This is a genomic window from Phenylobacterium sp. (genome assembly GCF_004297125.1).
Classification (GTDB): Bacteria; Pseudomonadota; Alphaproteobacteria; order Caulobacterales; family Caulobacteraceae; genus Phenylobacterium.
Genome location: NZ_SCVD01000020.1, coordinates 86,959 through 104,611 on the forward strand (window position 1 = coordinate 86,959; position 17,653 = coordinate 104,611).

The 17,653-nt window shown below is 70.6% G+C and carries 16 protein-coding genes; 1 reads left to right on the forward strand and 15 read right to left on the reverse strand.

The window, feature by feature from the left end:
• Positions 1-110 precede the first annotated feature (110 nt).
• Positions 111-1,394 carry a SulP family inorganic anion transporter gene (locus tag EPO51_RS11255; protein WP_293350219.1) on the reverse strand — a complete coding sequence of 428 codons (1,284 nt, stop codon included), beginning with the start codon at positions 1,392-1,394 and terminating at the stop codon, positions 111-113.
• 86 nt (positions 1,395-1,480) lie between these two features.
• Positions 1,481-2,854: a M20/M25/M40 family metallo-hydrolase gene (locus tag EPO51_RS11260; RefSeq protein ID WP_293350222.1), complete on the reverse strand. Its 1,374-nt coding sequence runs from the start codon at positions 2,852-2,854 to the stop codon at positions 1,481-1,483.
• Between the two features lie 102 nt (positions 2,855-2,956).
• On the opposite strand from EPO51_RS11260, the gene EPO51_RS11265 reads away from it, so the two are divergent.
• Positions 2,957-3,382: a PaaI family thioesterase gene (locus EPO51_RS11265; RefSeq protein WP_293350225.1), complete on the forward strand. Its 426-nt coding sequence runs from the start codon at positions 2,957-2,959 to the stop codon at positions 3,380-3,382.
• Here EPO51_RS11265 and EPO51_RS11270 read toward each other — a convergent pair.
• Genes EPO51_RS11270 through EPO51_RS11330 form a run of 13 tightly spaced genes read right to left on the reverse strand, consistent with a single transcriptional unit; the run spans position 3,379 to position 17,554 of the window.
• Positions 3,379-3,924 (reverse strand): histidine phosphatase family protein, encoded by a 546-nt coding sequence (locus EPO51_RS11270; RefSeq protein ID WP_293350228.1) that lies wholly within the window; start codon positions 3,922-3,924, stop codon positions 3,379-3,381. The two genes, EPO51_RS11265 and EPO51_RS11270, sit on opposite strands and share 4 nt — an antisense overlap.
• Positions 3,921-4,832 carry a UDP-N-acetylmuramate dehydrogenase gene (gene murB, locus EPO51_RS11275; protein ID WP_293350231.1) on the reverse strand — a complete coding sequence of 304 codons (912 nt, stop codon included), beginning with the start codon at positions 4,830-4,832 and terminating at the stop codon, positions 3,921-3,923. Before murB ends, EPO51_RS11270 begins: the two co-directional genes overlap by 4 nt.
• Positions 4,829-6,241, reverse strand: coding sequence for a UDP-N-acetylmuramate--L-alanine ligase (gene murC / locus EPO51_RS11280; protein WP_293350234.1), 1,413 nt, complete (start codon positions 6,239-6,241; stop codon positions 4,829-4,831). Before murC ends, murB begins: the two co-directional genes overlap by 4 nt.
• Positions 6,242-6,284: 43 nt before the next feature.
• A complete protein-coding gene (murG, locus tag EPO51_RS11285; RefSeq protein ID WP_293350237.1) occupies positions 6,285-7,376 on the reverse strand; it encodes an undecaprenyldiphospho-muramoylpentapeptide beta-N-acetylglucosaminyltransferase in 1,092 nt (363 codons plus the stop codon).
• A gap of 2 nt (positions 7,377-7,378) precedes the next feature.
• Positions 7,379-8,554, reverse strand: coding sequence for a putative lipid II flippase FtsW (gene ftsW, locus EPO51_RS11290; RefSeq protein ID WP_293350240.1), 1,176 nt, complete (start codon positions 8,552-8,554; stop codon positions 7,379-7,381).
• On the reverse strand, positions 8,551-9,981 hold the full coding sequence (gene murD / locus EPO51_RS11295; RefSeq protein WP_293350243.1) for a UDP-N-acetylmuramoyl-L-alanine--D-glutamate ligase: 1,431 nt from the start codon (positions 9,979-9,981) through the stop codon (positions 8,551-8,553). Before murD ends, ftsW begins: the two co-directional genes overlap by 4 nt.
• A gap of 23 nt (positions 9,982-10,004) precedes the next feature.
• Positions 10,005-11,114: a phospho-N-acetylmuramoyl-pentapeptide-transferase gene (gene mraY, locus EPO51_RS11300; RefSeq protein ID WP_293350246.1), complete on the reverse strand. Its 1,110-nt coding sequence runs from the start codon at positions 11,112-11,114 to the stop codon at positions 10,005-10,007.
• Positions 11,114-12,502, reverse strand: a complete 1,389-nt coding sequence (locus EPO51_RS11305) for a UDP-N-acetylmuramoyl-tripeptide--D-alanyl-D-alanine ligase (protein WP_293350249.1) — start codon at positions 12,500-12,502, stop codon at positions 11,114-11,116. The genes mraY and EPO51_RS11305 overlap by 1 nt, the downstream gene beginning before the upstream one ends.
• Positions 12,495-13,949: a UDP-N-acetylmuramoyl-L-alanyl-D-glutamate--2,6-diaminopimelate ligase gene (locus tag EPO51_RS11310; RefSeq protein ID WP_293350252.1), complete on the reverse strand. Its 1,455-nt coding sequence runs from the start codon at positions 13,947-13,949 to the stop codon at positions 12,495-12,497. The genes EPO51_RS11305 and EPO51_RS11310 overlap by 8 nt, the downstream gene beginning before the upstream one ends.
• Positions 13,946-15,700 (reverse strand): peptidoglycan D,D-transpeptidase FtsI family protein, encoded by a 1,755-nt coding sequence (locus tag EPO51_RS11315; protein WP_293350255.1) that lies wholly within the window; start codon positions 15,698-15,700, stop codon positions 13,946-13,948. The genes EPO51_RS11310 and EPO51_RS11315 overlap by 4 nt, the downstream gene beginning before the upstream one ends.
• Positions 15,697-16,161, reverse strand: a complete 465-nt coding sequence (gene ftsL / locus EPO51_RS11320; RefSeq protein ID WP_293350258.1) for a cell division protein FtsL — start codon at positions 16,159-16,161, stop codon at positions 15,697-15,699. The genes EPO51_RS11315 and ftsL overlap by 4 nt, the downstream gene beginning before the upstream one ends.
• Positions 16,158-17,090, reverse strand: coding sequence for a 16S rRNA (cytosine(1402)-N(4))-methyltransferase RsmH (rsmH, locus tag EPO51_RS11325; protein ID WP_293350261.1), 933 nt, complete (start codon positions 17,088-17,090; stop codon positions 16,158-16,160). Before rsmH ends, ftsL begins: the two co-directional genes overlap by 4 nt.
• Positions 17,087-17,554, reverse strand: coding sequence for a division/cell wall cluster transcriptional repressor MraZ (locus EPO51_RS11330; RefSeq protein WP_293350264.1), 468 nt, complete (start codon positions 17,552-17,554; stop codon positions 17,087-17,089). Before EPO51_RS11330 ends, rsmH begins: the two co-directional genes overlap by 4 nt.
• Positions 17,555-17,653 lie beyond the last annotated feature (99 nt).

The following is a 17,653-nucleotide window of genomic DNA, read 5'->3' on the forward strand; positions in this document are numbered from 1 at the left end:
GCCTCGGACGCTGGCTGGGGACGGAATTCGGCATGGCGCGCGGTCGGGTCATCAGCGAGTCGGCGTGACGGGAGAACATGTCCAGCCGGTGGCGGACGGCGCCGGCCGGGTCAAGGGCGCATGAATTTCCGGCGCACCCTGGAGGCCGCCCAGAACAGCAGCGCAAGGCCGCAGCCCGCGATGATCCCGGCCATCAGGTCATGCAGCACCGTGAGGCCGAAGGTGGCGAGCAGCACGGCGCCGGCCCGCCAGTTGGTCAGGAGACTGGCGAATTCCTTTCGCTCGGCCATGTTCCAGGCCACCACGACGAGGATGCCGGCGAGCGCGGCGAGCGGGATGTAGCTCGCCAGCGGGGCGGCCACGAGCATGAAGGCTAGGATGAAGGCCGCATGGAGTATGCCCGCGACCGGGCTGCGGGCGCCGGCCCGGATGTTCGTGGCGGTCCGCGCGATCGTCCCCGTGACGCTGATTCCGCCGAACGCCGCGGACCCGATGTTGGCCAGGCCCTGGGCGACCAGTTCCATATTCGATCGGTGGACCCTCCCGGTCATGCTGTCGGCGACCTTGGCCGACAGCAAGCTCTCCAGCCCGCCCAGCAGGGTGAAGGAGAGCGCCGCCGGAAACACCGCCGCCAGCAGCGGCCACGATACGGCCGGCAGATGCGGCGCCGGCAGGCCGTGGGGGATGCCGCCGAAGCGACTGCCGATGGTCTCGACAGGCAGGTGCAGGAAGGTGGCGGCGAGCGTGGCGGCCACCACCGCCACGAGCATGCCGGGCCAGGCGGGCCGCCAGGCGCGCATCCCCAGGATCACCGCCGCCACCGCCACGCCCAGGGCCAGGGCGAACAGGTTGGCCGTCGGCGCCGCCTGTCCCAGCGCGGCGAGCTTGGGCAGGACCGCCCCGGGCTCGGCGCCGGCCAGCTTCAGGCCCGCCAGGTCCTTGATCTGACTGGCGAAGATCGTCACCGCGATGCCGGCCGTGAAGCCAACGGTCACGGCGTGCGGGATGTGGCGGATCAACGAGCCTAGCCTAAGGGCGCCGACGAGCGTCAGCATGACGCCCGAAAGCACGACCGTCAGAATCAGGCCGTCGATGCCGAACTTCGCCACCGTGGCGGAGACCAGCACGATGAACGCGCCGGCCGGCCCGCCGATCTGATAGCGGCTGCCACCCAGGGCGGACACCAGGAAGCCCCCGATGATGGCGGTGTAGAGCCCGCGGTCGGGCGAAACCCCGGAGGCCACGGCGATGGCCATGGAGAGCGGGAGCGCCAGGATCGCCACGGTCAGACCCGCCATGGCGTCGCTGCGCAGGTCGCGCAAGTCATAGCCCTCGGACAAGGTGGTCGCGAGCTTCGGCCGATAGAGGTGCGACGTGGTCGTTCCGTCTGCCATGGGACTCAGTCGTATAGCCGACCGAAGCTAGCCTTGATCGGCGTCAAATTCACGCGCCCCGTCGTCGCGGCCGGCGGCCGCATCGCCTACGGCTGCGCGGGCTTGGCGCGGAAATCGATGTCGGAGTTGGCGACCGTGTAAAGGAAGGCCGCCCAGACCGCGACGTTCTGCGACAGCTCGTCCGGATCGATCTTGTCCAGGGTGTCGTCGGCCGAATGGTGCAGGTCGAAGTAGCGGCTCATGTCCTGATTGAAGTCCACGAAGGGGACGCCCAGTCCGATGATGCCCGCGATGTCGGCGCCGCCCGAGGCGGGGGCCGCGCGGCTGACCGCGACCTTCAGCTTCGGAAGCGTGCCGTAGAAGGCCTTCATCGCCGGGTGTCCCGCGCCGGCGGCCGGAACGCTGACGCTCCAGATGCGGCCCGCGCCGCCGTCGCTCTCGCCCGCGACGATCATCTTGCCCACCGCCTCCTTGTGGGCGGCGGCGAAGGCGCCGGACGACCCGCCCTGCTCTTCCGAGCCCCACATCACCACGCGGATCGTGCGTCGCGGCTTGCCCGGCTGGGCGGCCAGCTTGGCCGCCGCCGTGGTGATGGCGATGCCGGCGGCGTCGTCGATGGCGCCCGTGCCGGGATCCCAGCTGTCCAGGTGGCCGCCGATGACGATCACCTCGTCCGGCTTCTCCTTGCCGCGGATCTCGCCCGAGATGTTCCAGGCCGGCGCGGCGGGGTTGCTGCTGGAGGCCATCTCCAGCTTCACGCTCACCGGCTTGCCGCGGGCGGCCAGATGTTCCAGCAGCTCGGCGTCGGGCGGCGACAGGGCCGCGGCCGGGATGCCGCCGGCCGCGCCGCCGCCGGTGTGCGGCAGGCGCGTGTCGTCGGTCGAGATCGAGCGGATCAGATAGCCAACCGCCCCCCGCTTTGCGGCCTCCGCCGCACCGGCCCGGCGCTGTACGCCGACCGCGCCATAGCTGGAGCCGTCCTGGGTGCGGCCCATGGCCTGGGTCACGACCGCGATCTTGCCGGTCAGGGCGCCGGGCGGCTGGTCCAGCATGGCCTGGTAGGTCTTGAACACCACGATCGGCGCGGTGATCCCTCCGGCCGGCGTCGGGGCCGAGTTCCCCAGGCCGATGATGGCCAGCTTCTGCGGCCACGGCCCGACCACCTCGGCCGACTCCGCGCCCCGCGACCAGGCCGGGGTGGTGAAGGCCTCGACCTTGATGTTCTCGAAGCCCAGTTCCTTGAACTTGGCCACGCCCCAGTCCCTGGCCCGCTCCATGGCGGGCGAGCCCACCATGCGGGCGCCCACTTCCGAGGTCAGGGACTCGGTGATGTCCCAGGCGAGGGTGTCGGTCAGCGCCTTGTCGCGCACCGCGGCCGCGCCGGCGGCGAGGTCCTGGGCGAGGGCGGGGAAAGCGGCGAGGATGGCCGCGGCGAAGGCGAGCTGGGGAAGGATGCGCATCCCTCCGCGGTCCCACTGGCGGAGATTCCCGTCAAGTCCACCTTGTGGCCACCATGGTGGCAGCAGGCTGTCGGCAGGATGTGCGGGCGAAAAGGAGTCCTCATGCCTGTTCCGACCGCTTTGGACGGCCTGCCCCGCCCGCCCTGCGCCGAGCTGCTCGGCTGGGAGGTCGTCGAGGCCCGGCCGGCCGATGGCTGGATCCGCGTGCGGTTCGAGGGGCGGCCGGAGTTCGCCAATCCGGCCGGCTACATCCAGGGCGGCTTCCTCGCCGCCATGTTGGACGACACCATGGGCCCGGCGATGTTCATCTATTCCGAGGGGCGCCTCTTCACCCCCACCATCGAGATGCACGTGAGCTTCCTGGCGCCGGCCCGCCCCGGACCTCTCTATGGCGAAGGCCAGGTGCTGCAGGCCGGCAAGAGCATCGCCTTCCTCGAGGGAAAGCTGATGGACCTGTCCGGCACGGTCGTCGCGCGCGCCACGGCCAGCGCGCGACTTGTACCCTCCACAAGGGCGTTGGCGGCCTAGATCCGCTCGATCAACTCGCCGTTCGCGTCGAACACGAAGGCGTCGGGGGTGTGCAGGTTGCGCCAGAGGTCGTGGGCGTCGAGACCCAGCAGCTTCGCGACATAGAGGCTGAGCACGGTCCCGTGCGTCACCGCCAGCAGCGGCCGCACGGTATGTTTGGCGAGCGCGGCGGCCAGCCGCTCGCAGGCTTGTTCGGCGCTCTCGCCGCCGGGCGCGGGCGCCTGGGGATTGGCGAACACCTGGGCGATCCGCTGGCGGAACTCCTCCTCGGTGCCGAACGACACGTGCTGACGCTTGTGTTCATGCAGGCCATGCTCGACCTCGACGGCCAGGCCCAGGCGCTGGCCGATGATCTCGGCGGTCTGCAGGGCCTTGGGCTCGGGGCTCGAGATCGCCGCCTTGGCGCCGAACGGGATCAGCTTCTCGGCCAGGGCGGCCACGGCGTCGCGGCCCTCCGGGCACAGCCCCCACTGCGGCGGCGGGATGTCGCGGTCGATCACCGGCCGGCCGTGGCGCACGAGGATCAGCGACGCGGCGGTCATGCGGGCCTGCCGATCCGCTTGATCTCCCAGTGGAGATCGATGCCCGTCTTCGCCTTCACATCCGCGCGAACGGCCTCGCCCAGGCCCTCCAGATCCGCGGCGGTCGCTTCCCCGGTGTTGATCATGAAGTTCGAGTGCAGCGGCGAGAACATGGCCCCACCATACGGCTTTCCGCGCCAGCCCGCCTCATCGACGAGCTTCCATGAGGAATGGCCCGGCGGATTCTTGAAGGTGGAACCGCCGGTTTTCTCGCGGATCGGCTGGGTCGTCTCGCGGCGCGCGGTGATCTCGGCCATGCGCGCCTGGACGGCTTCGGCGTCGTCGGCGCGGCCCTGATAGGTCGCCTCGACCCAGATGATGTCGGCCGGCGCCTCGGAATGTCGGTAGGTATAGCCGAAGTCCGCCAATTGCAGCTCCCGCCGCGTCCCGGAGCGATCGTAGCCCCAGGCGGAGACAAGCACATCCTTGGTTTCGGAACCGTAGCAGCCGGCGTTCATGGTCAGGGCCCCGCCGATCGTGCCGGGGATGCCGGCGTAGAACTCGAGGCCCGCGATCCCCGCCTTCGCCGCCGCGCGCGCCACCGCGGCGTCCAGTGCAGCCGAGCCGGCGACGATCCGCTGGTTGGCGGGATCGGCCTCGACACCGGCGAAGACCCGGCCGGCCAGCCGGATCACCGCGCCTGGCACGCCAGCGTCCCGGATGATGACGTTCGAGCCGACGCCGAGCACGGTCACCGGCACGTCGGCCGGCAGGCCTTTGAGGAAATCCGCGAGGTCCGCCGGGTCCGCGGGCAGGAACAACAGCTCCGCCGCCCCACCGACCCGGAACCAGGTGAAGGGCCCCAGCGGCTCGTCCCGCAGCAGCTTGCCGCGGACCGCCGGCAGCGCGTCCCGCCAGTCCCGGCTCATTTGCCCAGCGCTTCCAGCTCGGCCGGCAGGGCGTAGGCCCAGCTCGTGATGTCGCCGGCGCCCAGCAGGACCACCAGGTCGCCCGCGGTCGCCTCCTCGTGGATCAGGCCGGCCAACTCGGACGGGACGCCCAGCGGCAGCACGCGGCGGTGGCCATAGCGGCGCAGGCCATCCACCAGGCTGTCCTTGCTGACCCCCTCCAGCGGCGTCTCGCCGGCGGCGTAGACGTCGGCCACCACCACCGTGTCTGCGTCGGCGAAACAGGCGCTGAACTCGTCGAACAGGTCGCGCAGGCGCGTGTAGCGGTGCGGTTGCACCACCGCGATCACCTTGCCGGCGGTCACCGCGCGGGCCGCCTTCAGCACCGAGGCGATCTCCACGGGATGGTGGCCATAGTCGTCGACGATCCGCACGCCGTTCGCGACGCCCGTGGTGGTGAAGCGCCGCTTCACCCCGCCGAACTCCGCCAGGCCCTTGCGGATCGCCGCCTCGCCCAGGCCCAGCTCGCGGGCCACGGCCACCGCGGCCAGCGAGTTCAGCACATTGTGCTGGCCCGCCATCGGCAGGTGCAGATCCACGTACCGCAGGGTCTCGCCCTCGCGCGGCCGGATCACCGCGTCATAGCGCGCACCGTCCGGGCCCATTCTGATATTTTCGGCGCGCACCTCGGCCTGGGGATTCACGCCGTAGGTGACCAGACGGCGGTTCTCGACCCGGGCGGCCATCGCCAGCACCTCCGGGTGGTCGGTGCAGATCGCGGCGAAGCCGTAGAACGGGATGTTCTCCACGAAGTCGCGGAAGGCCTTCTTCACCGCTTCGAAGTCGCCGTAGTGGTCCAGGTGCTCGGGGTCGATGTTGGTGACCACCGCGCAGGTGGACTTCAGCTTCAGGAAGGTGCCGTCGCTCTCGTCGGCCTCGACCACGATCCACTCGCCGGTCCCCACCTTGGCGTTGGTGCCATAGGTGTTGATGATCCCGCCGTTGACCACCGTCGGGTCCAGGCCGCCGGCGTCCAGCAGCGAGGCGATCATCGAGGTGGTGGTGGTCTTGCCGTGGGTGCCGCCCACGGCGATCGAGAACTGGAGCCGCATCAGCTCGGCCAGCATCTCGGCCCGCCGGACCAGCGGCAGCCGGCGTTCGCGGGCGGCCACCATCTCCGGATTGTCCGGCTTCACCGCCGTCGAATAGACGACGGCATAGGCGCCCTCGATATTGGCCGGATCCTGGCCGATGAAGATCTTCGCGCCCAGCTTCTCCAGCCGCTCGGTGTTGGCGCTGGCCTTGGCGTCGGAGCCCTGCACCGTGTAGCCGGTGCGCATCATGATCTCGGCGATGCCGCTCATGCCGATGCCGCCGATGCCGATGAAGTGCATGGGGCCGATTTCGAAGGGAACGGGTCGTCGCGTCATCTCGACGTGCTAGCCCATCAGGCCGCGCCGGGGAATATGCGGCCTATCTGGCGGTCGCCTCGACGACGTCGGCCAGCCGCTCGGCGGCGTCGGGGATGGCCACGGAGCGGGACGCGGCCGCCATCCGGGCCAGGCGGTCAGGATTGCTCAGCAGCTTTTCCAGCGCGCTGGCCAGGGATTCCACGGTGAGCTGGCTTTCGCGGGCGACCTCCGCGCCGCCGGCGTCGGCCAGCAGCTTGGCGTTCTGGCCCTGGTCGTCGTCGATGGCGATGGCCAGCGGGACCAGAATGGCGGGCTTCCCGGCGACGGCGAACTCGCAGACCGAGCCGGCGCCCGAGCGGCCGATCACCAGGTGGGCGTCGCGCAGGCGGGTGGCGATGTCACGGAAGAACGGCGCGATCTCGGCGTCGACCAGGGCGTCGCGGTAGGCCCGCCGCGCGGTGTTCATGGACTCCGCCCGGGTCTGCTGCTGGACGATCAGCCGCTTGCGCAGCTCCTCCGGCAGGGCCTTCACCGCCTCGGGCACCAGTTCGGAGAGCAGCCGCGCGCCCTGGCTGCCGCCGGTGACCAGCAGGCGCAGGGGGCCGTTCGGCTCCGGCGGGACATAGGCGATCTCGGCCAGGGCGCGGATCGGCGGCCGCACCGGATTGCCGACGACCCTGGCCCGCTCGGCCACGCCCCGGGGCGCCTTCGCCAGCGTCGGGAAGGCGCAGGCCACGGTCTGAACGTGCGGCGCGAGGAACCGGTTGGCCCGGCCCATCACCGCATTCTGCTCGTGGATCACGCTCGGGCGGCGGTCCAGCACCGCGGCCACCAGGGCCGGCGCCGACGGGTAGCCGCCGAAGCCGACCACCACGTTCGGGTTGATCTCGCGGAACGCCGCGCGGGCCTGCAGGGCGCCGCGCATCACCGCGAAGCCCGCCCGCAGCATCCCGATGGGGTCGCCCGGCTTGAAGGTGGCCGCCGACAGGCCGATGCGCCGCTCGGCGGGGAAGTCCTGCGCCAGGCCCGCCACCCGTTCGTCCGAAGCCAGCACGATGCCCCAGCCCCGCGCGATCAGGGCCTCGGCCAGGGCCTGGGCGGGAAACAGGTGGCCGCCGGTTCCCCCGGCGGCGACGATGGCGATCTTGCGCATGGTCAGCTGAACGTCCCGGCCTTGGCCAGGCCTTCGGTCGCCACGTAGGCGCCGGGCCGGCGCCGGGTGAGCGCCAGGGCCAGACCCATCGTCAGGCCCATCGCCAGCATGGAGGAGCCGCCGTATGAGATGAAGGGCAGGGTCATGCCCTTGGTCGGCATCATGTTGAGGTTTACCGCCAGATTGATGATCGCCTGCTGGCCGACCAGTACGAACAGGCCGGCCGCCGCGACCTGTTCGAACGGATCGTTCAGCTTCATGGCGCGCTGAAGGCCGCGCACGACCACGAACGCAAAAAGCGAGATCACCAGAAGCAGGAAGACCAGGCCGAATTCCTCGGCGCCCACCGAGGCCGCGAAGTCGGTATGCAGGTCCGGCACCTTGCGCTTCATCACGCCCTCGCCCGGGCCGCGACCGAACAGCCCTCCGGCGGCCTGGGCGACCGCGGCGGCGTCCACCTGGTGAGTGTCGGCCTTCTCCGGCGAGAAGAAGCGGTCCACCCGGCTCTGCACGTGGGAAAACATGAAGTAGGTCGACGACAGGCCCGCGATGGCGGTCGCGCCCAGCAGCATCACCCAAGACATCGGCACGCCGGCCATCCAGAACGCCGCCCCGAAGGCGACGGTGATCAGCACGGTCTGGCCCACGTCGGGCTGGATCAGCAGCAGCCCCACCGAGACGCCGAACAGGCCGAAGGCGATCGAGACGCCCGGCACCCCCTGCCCCTTCTGTCCCTCGGCGAACATCCAGGCGACGAGGATCACGAGGGCCGGCTTCATGTACTCTGATGGCTGGAAGGTGAAGCCGCCGAACTCGAGCCAGCGGGTCGCGCCCTTGGCGTTGTGACCGATGAACGGCAGCGCGATCATCACCGCGATGGCCCCCAGCCAGATGAAGAAGGCGGCGCGGCGCACACCCTTCACGTCCAGCATCGAGACGCTGAGCAGGATGGCGATGGCGCCCACGGCGAACACGCACTGGCGAACGGCGAAGTGGAACGGGTCGCCGATGTTCATTCGCTGGGCGGCGGCCGGGCTGGCCGCGAACGAGATCACCACCCCGATGGCGATCAGGATCGCGACGACCCCCAGCATCCAGCGGTCGACGGTCCACCACCACACGCCCAGCGGCGAGCGGTCGGACCGGGGGAAGGCATGCGCGTTACTGGCGGTCGTCATGCGGCCCCCCCGTTTTGCTTTGCCGGCGTCGCCTTGCCGGCGGCGATGGCCGCGACGGCGGCGCGGAACGCCTCGCCCCGGGCCTCGAAGTCGGCGAACTGGTCGAAGGAGGCGCAGGCCGGCGACAGCAGGACGATGGCGTCCTTGCCCGCGGCCGCGGCGTCCTTGAAGGCGGCCTCCGCGGCGGCGGCGATGGTCCCGCTCTGCACGGCCTCGGCCTTGCCCTTCAGCGCCTTGGCGAAGGCGGGCGCGGCCTCGCCCACCAGATAGGCCTTGATGACGCGCGGGAAGAGGTCGACCAGATCGTCGATGCCGCCGGTCTTCGGCTGGCCGCCCGCGATCCAATAGAACCTGGGATAGCTCGACATGGCCTGGCGCGCCGCGTCGGCGTTCGTGGCCTTGCTGTCGTTGACGAAGCGCACCTTGCCGACCGCGCCGACGGTCTCCATCCGGTGCGCGAGCCCCGGGAAGGTCATCAGGGCGCGCGCGGCGGTGGCCGGTTCGATCCCCAGGCCTCGCGCGGCGGCGTAGGCGGCCGCGGCGTTCTGCCAGTTGTGGCGGCCGGGCAGCGAGCGCGCGCGCTTCAGGTCCGTCACTTCCGAGGTCCGCTCGCCGGCGGCGTCGTACAGCAGGCCGTCCAGGGCGTAGACGCCCCGGCTCATCGCCTTGCTGGCCGAGATGGGGACGATGGTGCGGCGGTTGGCGGCAGTGATCTCGGTGCAGATCCGCTGGCCCCACTCGTCGTCCACGCCGATGACGGCGGTGTCGCCCTTGCCCTGGTTCAACAGGATCCGCTTCTTGGCGGCGACATAGCCCTCCATGTCGCCGTGCCGTTCGAGATGGTCGGGCGAGACGTTGAGGATGATGCTGACGTCGGCCTTCAGGCTGGAGGTCAGGTCCAGCTGGTAGGAGGACAGCTCCAGGACGTAGACCGCCCCGCCGTGCATGTCGTCCAGGCTGAGGACGCCCGTGCCGATGTTGCCGCCGATCCGCACGTCGCGTCCGGCCTCGGCGCAGATGTGGCCGATCAGGGCGGTGGTGGTGGACTTTCCGTTGGTGCCGGTGATCGCGACGATCTTCGGCCGCTTGTGCTCGACCGCGGCGTTCACGGTGCGGGCGAACAGCTCGATGTCGCCCAGGATCTCGACGCCCGCGGCCTTGGCCTTTTCCACGGTCCAGTGCGGCGCGGGGTGGGTCAGGGGCACGCCCGGCGACAGCATCAGGGCCGCGAACTCCGACCAGTCGGCCACGGTCAGGTCGGTGACCTCGAAGCCCTCGGCCTCGGCGGCCTCGCGGGTGGCGGCCTTGTCGTCCCAAAGCGCCACCTTGGCGCCTCCGGCCATGAGGGCGCGCGCCGCGGCCAGACCCGTGCGGGCCAGGCCGAACACGGCGACGGTCTTCCCTTCAAAGCCGCGGACCGGGATCATCAGAGGTTAGGCCGAGCCCCTCCCTATCGCAGCTTCAAGGTGGCGAGGCCGACCAGGGCCAGCATCACCGCGACGATCCAGAACCGGATCACGACGGTCGATTCCGACCAGCCCAGCTTTTCGAAATGGTGGTGCACCGGCGCCATGCGGAACACGCGCTTCCCCGTCAGCTTGAACGAGGCCACCTGCACCACGACCGACAACAGTTCGGCGACAAACAGGCCGCCGATGATCGCCAGGACGATCTCGTGGCGGGTGGCGACCGCGATCGTGCCCAGGGCCCCGCCCAGGGCCAGCGAGCCGGTGTCGCCCATGAAGATCTTGGCCGGCGGGGCGTTGTACCAGAGGAAACCCAGGCCCGAGCCGATCAGGGCGCCGCAGAACACCGCGAGCTCACCCACGCCGGGCACGAAATGGAGCTGCAGGTAGTTGGCGAAGACGTAGTTGCCGACCAGGTAGGCGATCAGGCCATAGGCGGCCGCGGCGATCATCACCGGCACCGTCGCCAGCCCGTCCAGGCCGTCGGTGAAGTTCACGGCGTTGGCCGCGCCCACGATGACGAAGGCGCCGAACAGCAGGTAGCCCCAGGAAAGATCGACGAAGAGCTGCTTGAAGATCGGGAAGGTCACCGACGTCAGCAGTTCCGGGCTCTCGGGCGGCTTGGCGGCGAAGACGATGATCAGGGTGATCGCCGCCATGGCGATCGCCGCCTCGAGCACCAGCCGCAAGCGGCCCGAGATACCGGCGGTGGTCTGCTTGGTGACCTTGGAATAGTCGTCCAGGAAGCCCAGCAGGCCGTAGCCGCCGGTGACGATCATCACCGCCCAGACGTAGACGTTCGACAGGTCGGCCCAGAGCAGCGTGCCGGAGAACAGGCCCGCCAGGATCATCACCCCGCCCATGGTGGGGGTGCCGGCCTTCTCGACGATGTGGCGTTCGATGCCCTCGGCGCGGATCGGCTGACCCTTGCCCTGCTTGGCCTTCATCCACCGGATGAACCGCGAGCCCAGCAGCACGACCACCAGCTGGGCCGTGACGATCGCCAGGCCGGTCCGCGTGGTCTGGTACTTCAGCAGGTTGAGGATCGGAACGTAGCCGGCCGAGGCGAACGTCAGATAGAGCCAGTAGAACATCAGCCGCGCTCCCCGGAACCGACGGCGAGCAGCGCCTGGACGATTAGCCCGGCCTTCGACCCGTTCGACCCCTTCACCATCACCACGTCGCCGGCCTCTACGGCCTGTGCGAGCTGCGGCGCGAGCGCGGCAGCCGTTTCGGCGTAGCCGCCCCGCCGAGTCGGCGGAAGGGCGTCCCAGAGCGATTTCATCAGAGGACCGGCGCAGAAGACGAGGTCAATCGACGCAGCCTCCAGCGCAGCCTCCAGCCCGGCGTGGAAGGCCTGGGCTTCCGGGCCCAGCTCCAGCATGTCGGTGAGCGCTACGATCCGGCGGCCGGCGGTGGCCCGCGCGCCCAGCGTCCTGATGGCCGAGGCCATCGAGATCGGGTTGGCGTTGTAGCTCTCGTCGATCAGCGTGAAGGCCCCGCCCTTCACCGCGACCGAGCTTTCGGCGCCCCGGCCGGCCAGCGGCTCGAACGATCCCAAGGCCGCCAGGCTCCTGTCCAGGTCGACGTCCAGCGCCTCCAGCATCAGCAGCACGGCCATGCTGTTCAGCCCCCAGTGGAAGCCGGTCTGCAGGATCGGGAAGTCCATCGCCTTGCCGTGCAGGCGCGCCTGGACCACGGCGTGGCTTCCGGGGACCTGGAAGTCGATGAGGCGGGCGTCGCAGCCCTCTCCCGTGCCGAACGTCCGGACCATCGCCCCCGCCTTCAGCGCCTCCGCCCGCAGGAGATCGAACCACCTGTTGTCGGCGTTCAGCACCGCCACGCCGCCGGGCTCGAGGCCCTCGAACACCTCGGCCTTGGCGCGGGCCACGCCCGCTTCGCCGTCGGGGAAGTTCTCGGTATGCACCGGGCCGACCGTGGTCACCACGACCGCATGGGGCCGGACGAACCGGGTCAGCGGCCGGATCTCATCGGCGTGGTTCATGCCGATCTCGAACACCGCGCGCTCGGTGTCGGCCGGCATGCGGGCAAGCGTCAGCGGCACCCCGATGTGGTTGTTGTAGCTCTTCACCGACGAGTGCGCCCGGCCGGCCAGGGTCAGCCCCGCCATGATCGCCTGGGTGACGCTGGTCTTGCCGACCGAGCCGGTGACCGCGCCCCGCCTGGCCCGGACCGCCCGGTCGCGGGCCGCGATACCGAGTCTCTCCAAGGCGACCAGGGTGTCCGCGGCCTTCACGAAGGGCGCGTCGACATCCTGGGAGACCAGCGCGCCGGCCGCGCCCTTGGCCATCGCCTGGGCCACGAACTCATGGCCGTCACGCACGCCCGCCAGGGCCACGAACAGGTCGCCCGGTTCCAGGGTGCGAGTGTCGATGGAGACGCCGGTGGCCGAGAACCCGCCGCCTTCCGCCCCGCCCGTCGCCCTAGCAATGTCCGCTGAGGTCCAAAGCGGGTCAGCCATGGACAAGCTCCAGGGCCTTCGCCGTCTCCTCGACGTCGTCGAACGGATGGACCGTGGCCCCGACGATCTGGCCCTGCTCGTGGCCCTTGCCGGCCACCACCAGGACGTCGCCGTCCTGCATCATCGCCGCCGCCGCGCGGATCGCCTCGCGCCGGTCGCCGATCTCCTTCGCGCCCTTGGCGCCGGCCAGAACCTCGGCGCGGATCGCGGCGGGAACCTCTGAGCGCGGATTGTCGTCCGTGACGATGGCCACGTCGGCCAGGCGCGCGGCGACCTCGCCCATCAGCGGGCGCTTGCCCCTGTCGCGGTCGCCGCCCGCGCCGAAGACGACGATCAGCTTGCCGCGCACATGCGGGCGCATGGCCTTGAGCACCGTCTCCAGGCCGTCGGGCGTGTGGGCGTAGTCGACATAGGCCTCGCCGCGCGAGGACCCCGCGCCGACCCGTTGCAGCCTTCCGGGCGCGCCCGTCAGCCGCTCCAGGCCGGCGAAGGTCTCCTCGAGGCTCATGCCCGCCGCGCGGCAAAGTCCCGCCGCGACCAGGGCGTTGGAGGCCTGGAAGGCGCCCGCCAGCGGCAGCCGCACGTCCCAGATCTTGCCCTCGGCTCGGATCGCCAGCCGCTGGCCGTCCGGCAGCAGGGTCCGCTCCAGCAGCTTCAGCGCCTGCCCGGTCTCGCCCACGCTCATGACCCGCTGGCCCGAGACCACCGAGGCGGCCGCGAAGAACGGGAAGGCCTCGTTGTCGGCGTTCAGCACCGCCGTGGCGCCGCGCGGCATCAGCTGTTCGAACAGCCGAAGCTTGGCCTTCATGTAGGCGTCCATGGTGTGGTGGTAGTCGAGGTGGTCCTGGCTGAGGTTCAGGAACCCCGCCGCCGACAGCCGCACGCCGTCGAGCCGCCGCTGGTCGATGCCGTGCGACGAGGCCTCCATGGCGAAGTGGGTGACGCCCAGCTGGGCGATGTGCATCAGCAGCTCGGCGACGTCGCCTGCGTCGGGCGTGGTCAGGCCGGGCGGCGTCACCTGCAGGTCCGCCTGGCCGGGCCGGGAGACCGTGACGCCCAGGGTGCCCATGCTGGCCGAGACGTGGCCGGCGCCGGCGAACATCTGGCGGCAGAAGTTGGCGACCGAGGTCTTGCCGTTGGTGCCGGTGACCGCCACGCAGGTCTGCGGCTGGCGGCCCCAGAAGTTGGCGGCGGCCAGAGCATAGCCGCGGCGCGGGTCGCGGCAGATCACGGTGGGGACCGAGAGGTTCAGGTCCTGGTCGGCGATCACCGCCGCGGCGCCCGCCTCCACTGCCTTGGCCGCGAAGGCCGCGCCGTCGGCCCGCGAGCCCGGCAGGGCGGCGAACAGGAAGCCCGGCTTCACCTTGCGGCTGTCGGCGGTGACGCCGGTGATCTCCGGGTCGACGCCCAGGTGACGCTTCACAAGGTTGGTCAGGCGAAGGCTCATTGCCCCTCGCCCATCTCTTCGACCGTCGGCTGTTCGACCGGGATGGCCTGGCCGATGTCGGCGCGCCGCTTCACGTTGAGGAAAGGCGCGATGCGTTCGATCACCCGCCCGGCCGCGGGCGCCGCCACCCAGCCGCCCGTCGAATAGCCGGCGCTGTTCGCCGAGGCATGCGGCTCGTCGAGCAGGACCAGGACGAAGTAACGCTTGGTGTCCGCGCCGCCGGTCGTCGGGAACACGGCGGCGAAGGACGACACCTGGCGGCCGTGGTTGTAGCCGCGGATCGCGGGATCGTACTTCTCGCCCGTCCCGGTCTTGCCGCCCACGGACAGCCCCGTGATGTTGGCCGACTTGCCGCTGCCGCCGGTGACGTTGGCGCGCATGATCGACAGCATCTGCAGCGAGGTGCGCTCGGACATGACCCGGGGACCATCGACCTTGGCGCCCGGTTCCAGCCTGTGGATCGTCAGCGGAATCAACTTTCCGCCGTTCAGCACCGCGCCATAGGCCCGCGCCAGCGCCAGCGGGGTCACGTTGATGCCGTGGCCGAACGAGGTCGAGGCCACCGCGTCCTCGTTCCACACCTTGGGCGTCAGCGGCCGAGCGGTCTCGACCAGCTCCACCTTGGCGGGCTTCGTAAGGCCCAGGCCGTCGAAATAGCGCTCCATCCGCTGGGGTCCGACGCTCTCGGCCAGCTTCGCGGTGCCGATGTTGGACGAGTGCTGGAACACCTCCACGAGGGTCAGGATCTTCCGGGCGGCGTGGTAGTCGGTGATCGTCCGGTAGCCCAGCTTGTAGGGGTTGCGGGCGTCGAAGGTGCTTTCGGGCGTGGCCACGCCCGCGTCCAGGCCGATGGCCACGGTGAAGCCTTTGAAGGTCGAGCCCATCTCGTAGACCGTCGCCGCCGCGCGGTTGGTCTGGGCGTAGACGCCGGCCTTGCCGGGCTTGTTGGGATCGAAGGCCGGCCAGCTCGCCATGCCCAGGATCTCGCCGGTGTGCACGTCCGTCACCAGGCCCACGGCGCCCTTGGGCTTGAATTCGGCTACCGCCTTGTAGAGCTCGTCCTCCAGCGCCCCTTGCACCCGCAGGTCGATGGAGAGCGGCACGGGATTGCCGCCGCGGGCCGCGGCGCGGATGTCGTCGTTGAACGCCGCCTCGGCGCCCGAGATGCCTTCGCCGCCGGCGTCGGAGAAGCCGACGATGTGCGCGGCCGATGTTCCCAGCGGATAGACCCGGCGCTGCTCGGGCTCGAAACTGATGCCCGGCAGGCCCAGCTCGTGGACGCGGTTACGCTCCTGCGGGGTGAGCGCGCCCAGCACGAAGATCCGACGGTTGCCCCGGAGCGCCCGCTCCAGCCGCTCGGACTCGAGGTTGGGCAGCAGCTTCAGGAGGCCGCGGCGCGTCTCGTCCTGGTCCCAGATCTCGCGCGGATCGATGTAGAGGCCGTAGTGCAGCAGGTCGGCCGCCAGCAGCATGCCGTTACGGTCCACCAGGTCCGCGCGCGAGGCGCCGAGGGGCCCGGCCGCCATGCCGCCGCGGGCGTCCGAGAACAGCGCGGCGCGCGTCGCGCCGATCGCCAGCGTCATGAAGCCCAGGGAGAACAGCGCCAGGACGAAGAAGATCCTCAAGCGGGTGTCGTCTTCGGCCTTGCCCGAGGCCCGCGCGCGCTCGAACGCGTGCTCCAGGCCCCAGACGCGCTCGATCAGCCAGCGGGGCAGGCCAGAACGGCCGAAGGTGTTCTGGCTCAGGCTCATCGCGCCACCCCGGCGGGAGCGGCCGGCTGGGCCTGGGCGACGCGCACCGGGTTGGCCTCGGGCGGCGGCGGCGGGGGCACGCCGGGGATGCTGTCGGAGCCGTCGACCATCCCGGCCACGGCGGACACGGCCTTGGCCTTCTTCGGCGGGCCGGCGCGGGCCAGGTCGATGATCTGGTCGGGCGTCGCCTCGCGATGCGCCGACACAGGCTCCATCTTCAGGTAGGTCACCGACAGGCGTTCCAGGCGGCCCGGCTGTTCCAGGTGCGCCACCTCGGCCTGCAACAGGCGGATGCGCGCCCTTTCGCCATTGATCTGGCGTTCGATCTTGGCGATCTCCGCGCGCTCGCGGCCCGCCATGGTCTTGGCCAGGTAGACGCCCAGGATGATGGCCACCAGCAGGCCGATGCCCACGAGGTCCAGCAGGCGGAAACCCCGCACTCGGCGCGTGAAGACGCTCATGCCGCGGCCCTCCACACCGGCGCTTCGGTGCGCACGGCCGCCCGCAGCTTCGCCGAGCGCGCGCGGGGGTTGGCCCTGGTCTCTTCGTCCGAGGGGCTCTGAGCGCCGTTGAACAGCAGCCGGAAGCTGGGCTCTGCGCCCTTCTCCACCGGCGGCGCGTGACGCGACCCGGCCGGGGTTCGGCCCGCCCGGACGCTCAGGAAGTTCTTCACGATCCGGTCTTCCAGCGAGTGGAAGGTGACGACGCACAGCCGCCCGCCCGCCTTCAGCACGCGCTCGGCGGCGACGAGGCCGTCCTCCAGCTCGGACAGCTCCTCGTTCACGGCGATCCGCAGGCCCTGGAACGTGCGGGTGGCGGGATGAATCTTGGCGCCGCGCCGCCCGCCCAGCGACTTCTCGACGAACTCGGCCAGTTCCAGAGTCCGGGTGAAGGGCTGCGCCTCGCGCCGACGCACGATGGCGCGGGCGACCCGGCGGCTCTCGCGCTCCTCGCCGTAGACGAAGATGATCCGCGCCAGCTCTTCTTGTTCCAGCGTGTTCACGAGATCCGCGGCGGTCGGGCCGTCAGCCCCCATCCGCATGTCCAGCGGGCCGTCCTGCATGAACGAGAAGCCCCGATCGGCCTCGTCGATCTGCATCGAGCTGACGCCGAGGTCGAGGGCCACGCCGTCTGCGTGGCCCTCGCCCAGCACCGCGTCCATTTCCGAGAATCGCGCTTCCACCAGGCGGAAGCGGTCGTCCGGAAATCCCGCAGCGAAGCGACGGACCGTAGGGTCGCGGTCAAAGGCCACAACCTTCGCTCCCGTCGCCAGGAAGGCGCGGGTGTAGCCACCCGCGCCAAAAGTGCCGTCCACCACGGTGTCGCCCGGCCCGATCGCCAGGTTCTCGAGCACCTCGTCCAGGAGGACAGAAACATGGGGGGCGCTCATGCGGCGCCCCCGAGGCGGGCGGCGCGCTGCCGCGTCCGCATTTCCGCCAGGCCGGTGCGGGCGCGCTCGCGGTCGGCGGCGCGCTGGGCCTTGTAGGCGTCGCGCTCCCAGATCTCGAAACGATCGCGCAGGCCGACGACGGCCACCCAGTCGGTGAGGCCGTACTGCTCGCACAGCTGTTCCGGCAGGGTGATGCGGCCGGCGGTGTCGAACGAGAGCTTCTGCATTTCCCCGAACACGTTGCGCTCGATGGAGTCGCGCAGTTCGTCGCCGAATTCCAGCTCGTCGGCCATCGCGCCGTACCGATCGAACAGGGCCTGGCCGCCGCCTTCGATGCAATCGGAGCGGATGGAGGGGAACACGAAGACGCCGTCCGCCGGACCCGAGAGCGCGGCGCGGTAGTCCTGCGGCACAACGATGCGCCGCTTCGCGTCCAACTGCTTCTCGAAGGTCGAGAGAAACATCTCTCAGTACGGCCCCCTGCCCTTCGCCGATCAGCCTGAGTTCGCGCCCCGACCCGCCACTCCGACCGACGAATTGCAAATGGGTTAACATGGGATCAG

Excerpts from the sequence above, each read along its gene's own strand:
- EPO51_RS11330 (WP_293350264.1), bottom strand. The coding sequence starts at position 17,554 with ATGTTTCTCTCGACCTTCGAGAAGCAGTTGGACGCGAAGCGGCGCATC.
- murG (WP_293350237.1), bottom strand. The coding sequence starts at position 7,376 with ATGCGCAAGATCGCCATCGTCGCCGCCGGGGGAACCGGCGGCCACCTG.
- rsmH (WP_293350261.1), bottom strand. The coding sequence starts at position 17,090 with ATGAGCGCCCCCCATGTTTCTGTCCTCCTGGACGAGGTGCTCGAGAAC.
- EPO51_RS11310 (WP_293350252.1), bottom strand. The coding sequence starts at position 13,949 with ATGAGCCTTCGCCTGACCAACCTTGTGAAGCGTCACCTGGGCGTCGAC.
- ftsL (WP_293350258.1), bottom strand. The coding sequence starts at position 16,161 with ATGAGCGTCTTCACGCGCCGAGTGCGGGGTTTCCGCCTGCTGGACCTC.
- ftsW (WP_293350240.1), bottom strand. The coding sequence starts at position 8,554 with ATGACGACCGCCAGTAACGCGCATGCCTTCCCCCGGTCCGACCGCTCG.
- mraY (WP_293350246.1), bottom strand. The coding sequence starts at position 11,114 with ATGTTCTACTGGCTCTATCTGACGTTCGCCTCGGCCGGCTACGTTCCG.
- EPO51_RS11260 (WP_293350222.1), bottom strand. The coding sequence starts at position 2,854 with ATGCGCATCCTTCCCCAGCTCGCCTTCGCCGCGGCCATCCTCGCCGCT.
- EPO51_RS11270 (WP_293350228.1), bottom strand. The coding sequence starts at position 3,924 with ATGACCGCCGCGTCGCTGATCCTCGTGCGCCACGGCCGGCCGGTGATC.
- EPO51_RS11305 (WP_293350249.1), bottom strand. The coding sequence starts at position 12,502 with ATGGCTGACCCGCTTTGGACCTCAGCGGACATTGCTAGGGCGACGGGC.
- EPO51_RS11265 (WP_293350225.1), top strand. The coding sequence starts at position 2,957 with ATGCCTGTTCCGACCGCTTTGGACGGCCTGCCCCGCCCGCCCTGCGCC.
- EPO51_RS11315 (WP_293350255.1), bottom strand. The coding sequence starts at position 15,700 with ATGAGCCTGAGCCAGAACACCTTCGGCCGTTCTGGCCTGCCCCGCTGG.
- EPO51_RS11255 (WP_293350219.1), bottom strand. The coding sequence starts at position 1,394 with ATGGCAGACGGAACGACCACGTCGCACCTCTATCGGCCGAAGCTCGCG.
- murB (WP_293350231.1), bottom strand. The coding sequence starts at position 4,832 with ATGAGCCGGGACTGGCGGGACGCGCTGCCGGCGGTCCGCGGCAAGCTG.
- murD (WP_293350243.1), bottom strand. The coding sequence starts at position 9,981 with ATGATCCCGGTCCGCGGCTTTGAAGGGAAGACCGTCGCCGTGTTCGGC.
- murC (WP_293350234.1), bottom strand. The coding sequence starts at position 6,241 with ATGACGCGACGACCCGTTCCCTTCGAAATCGGCCCCATGCACTTCATC.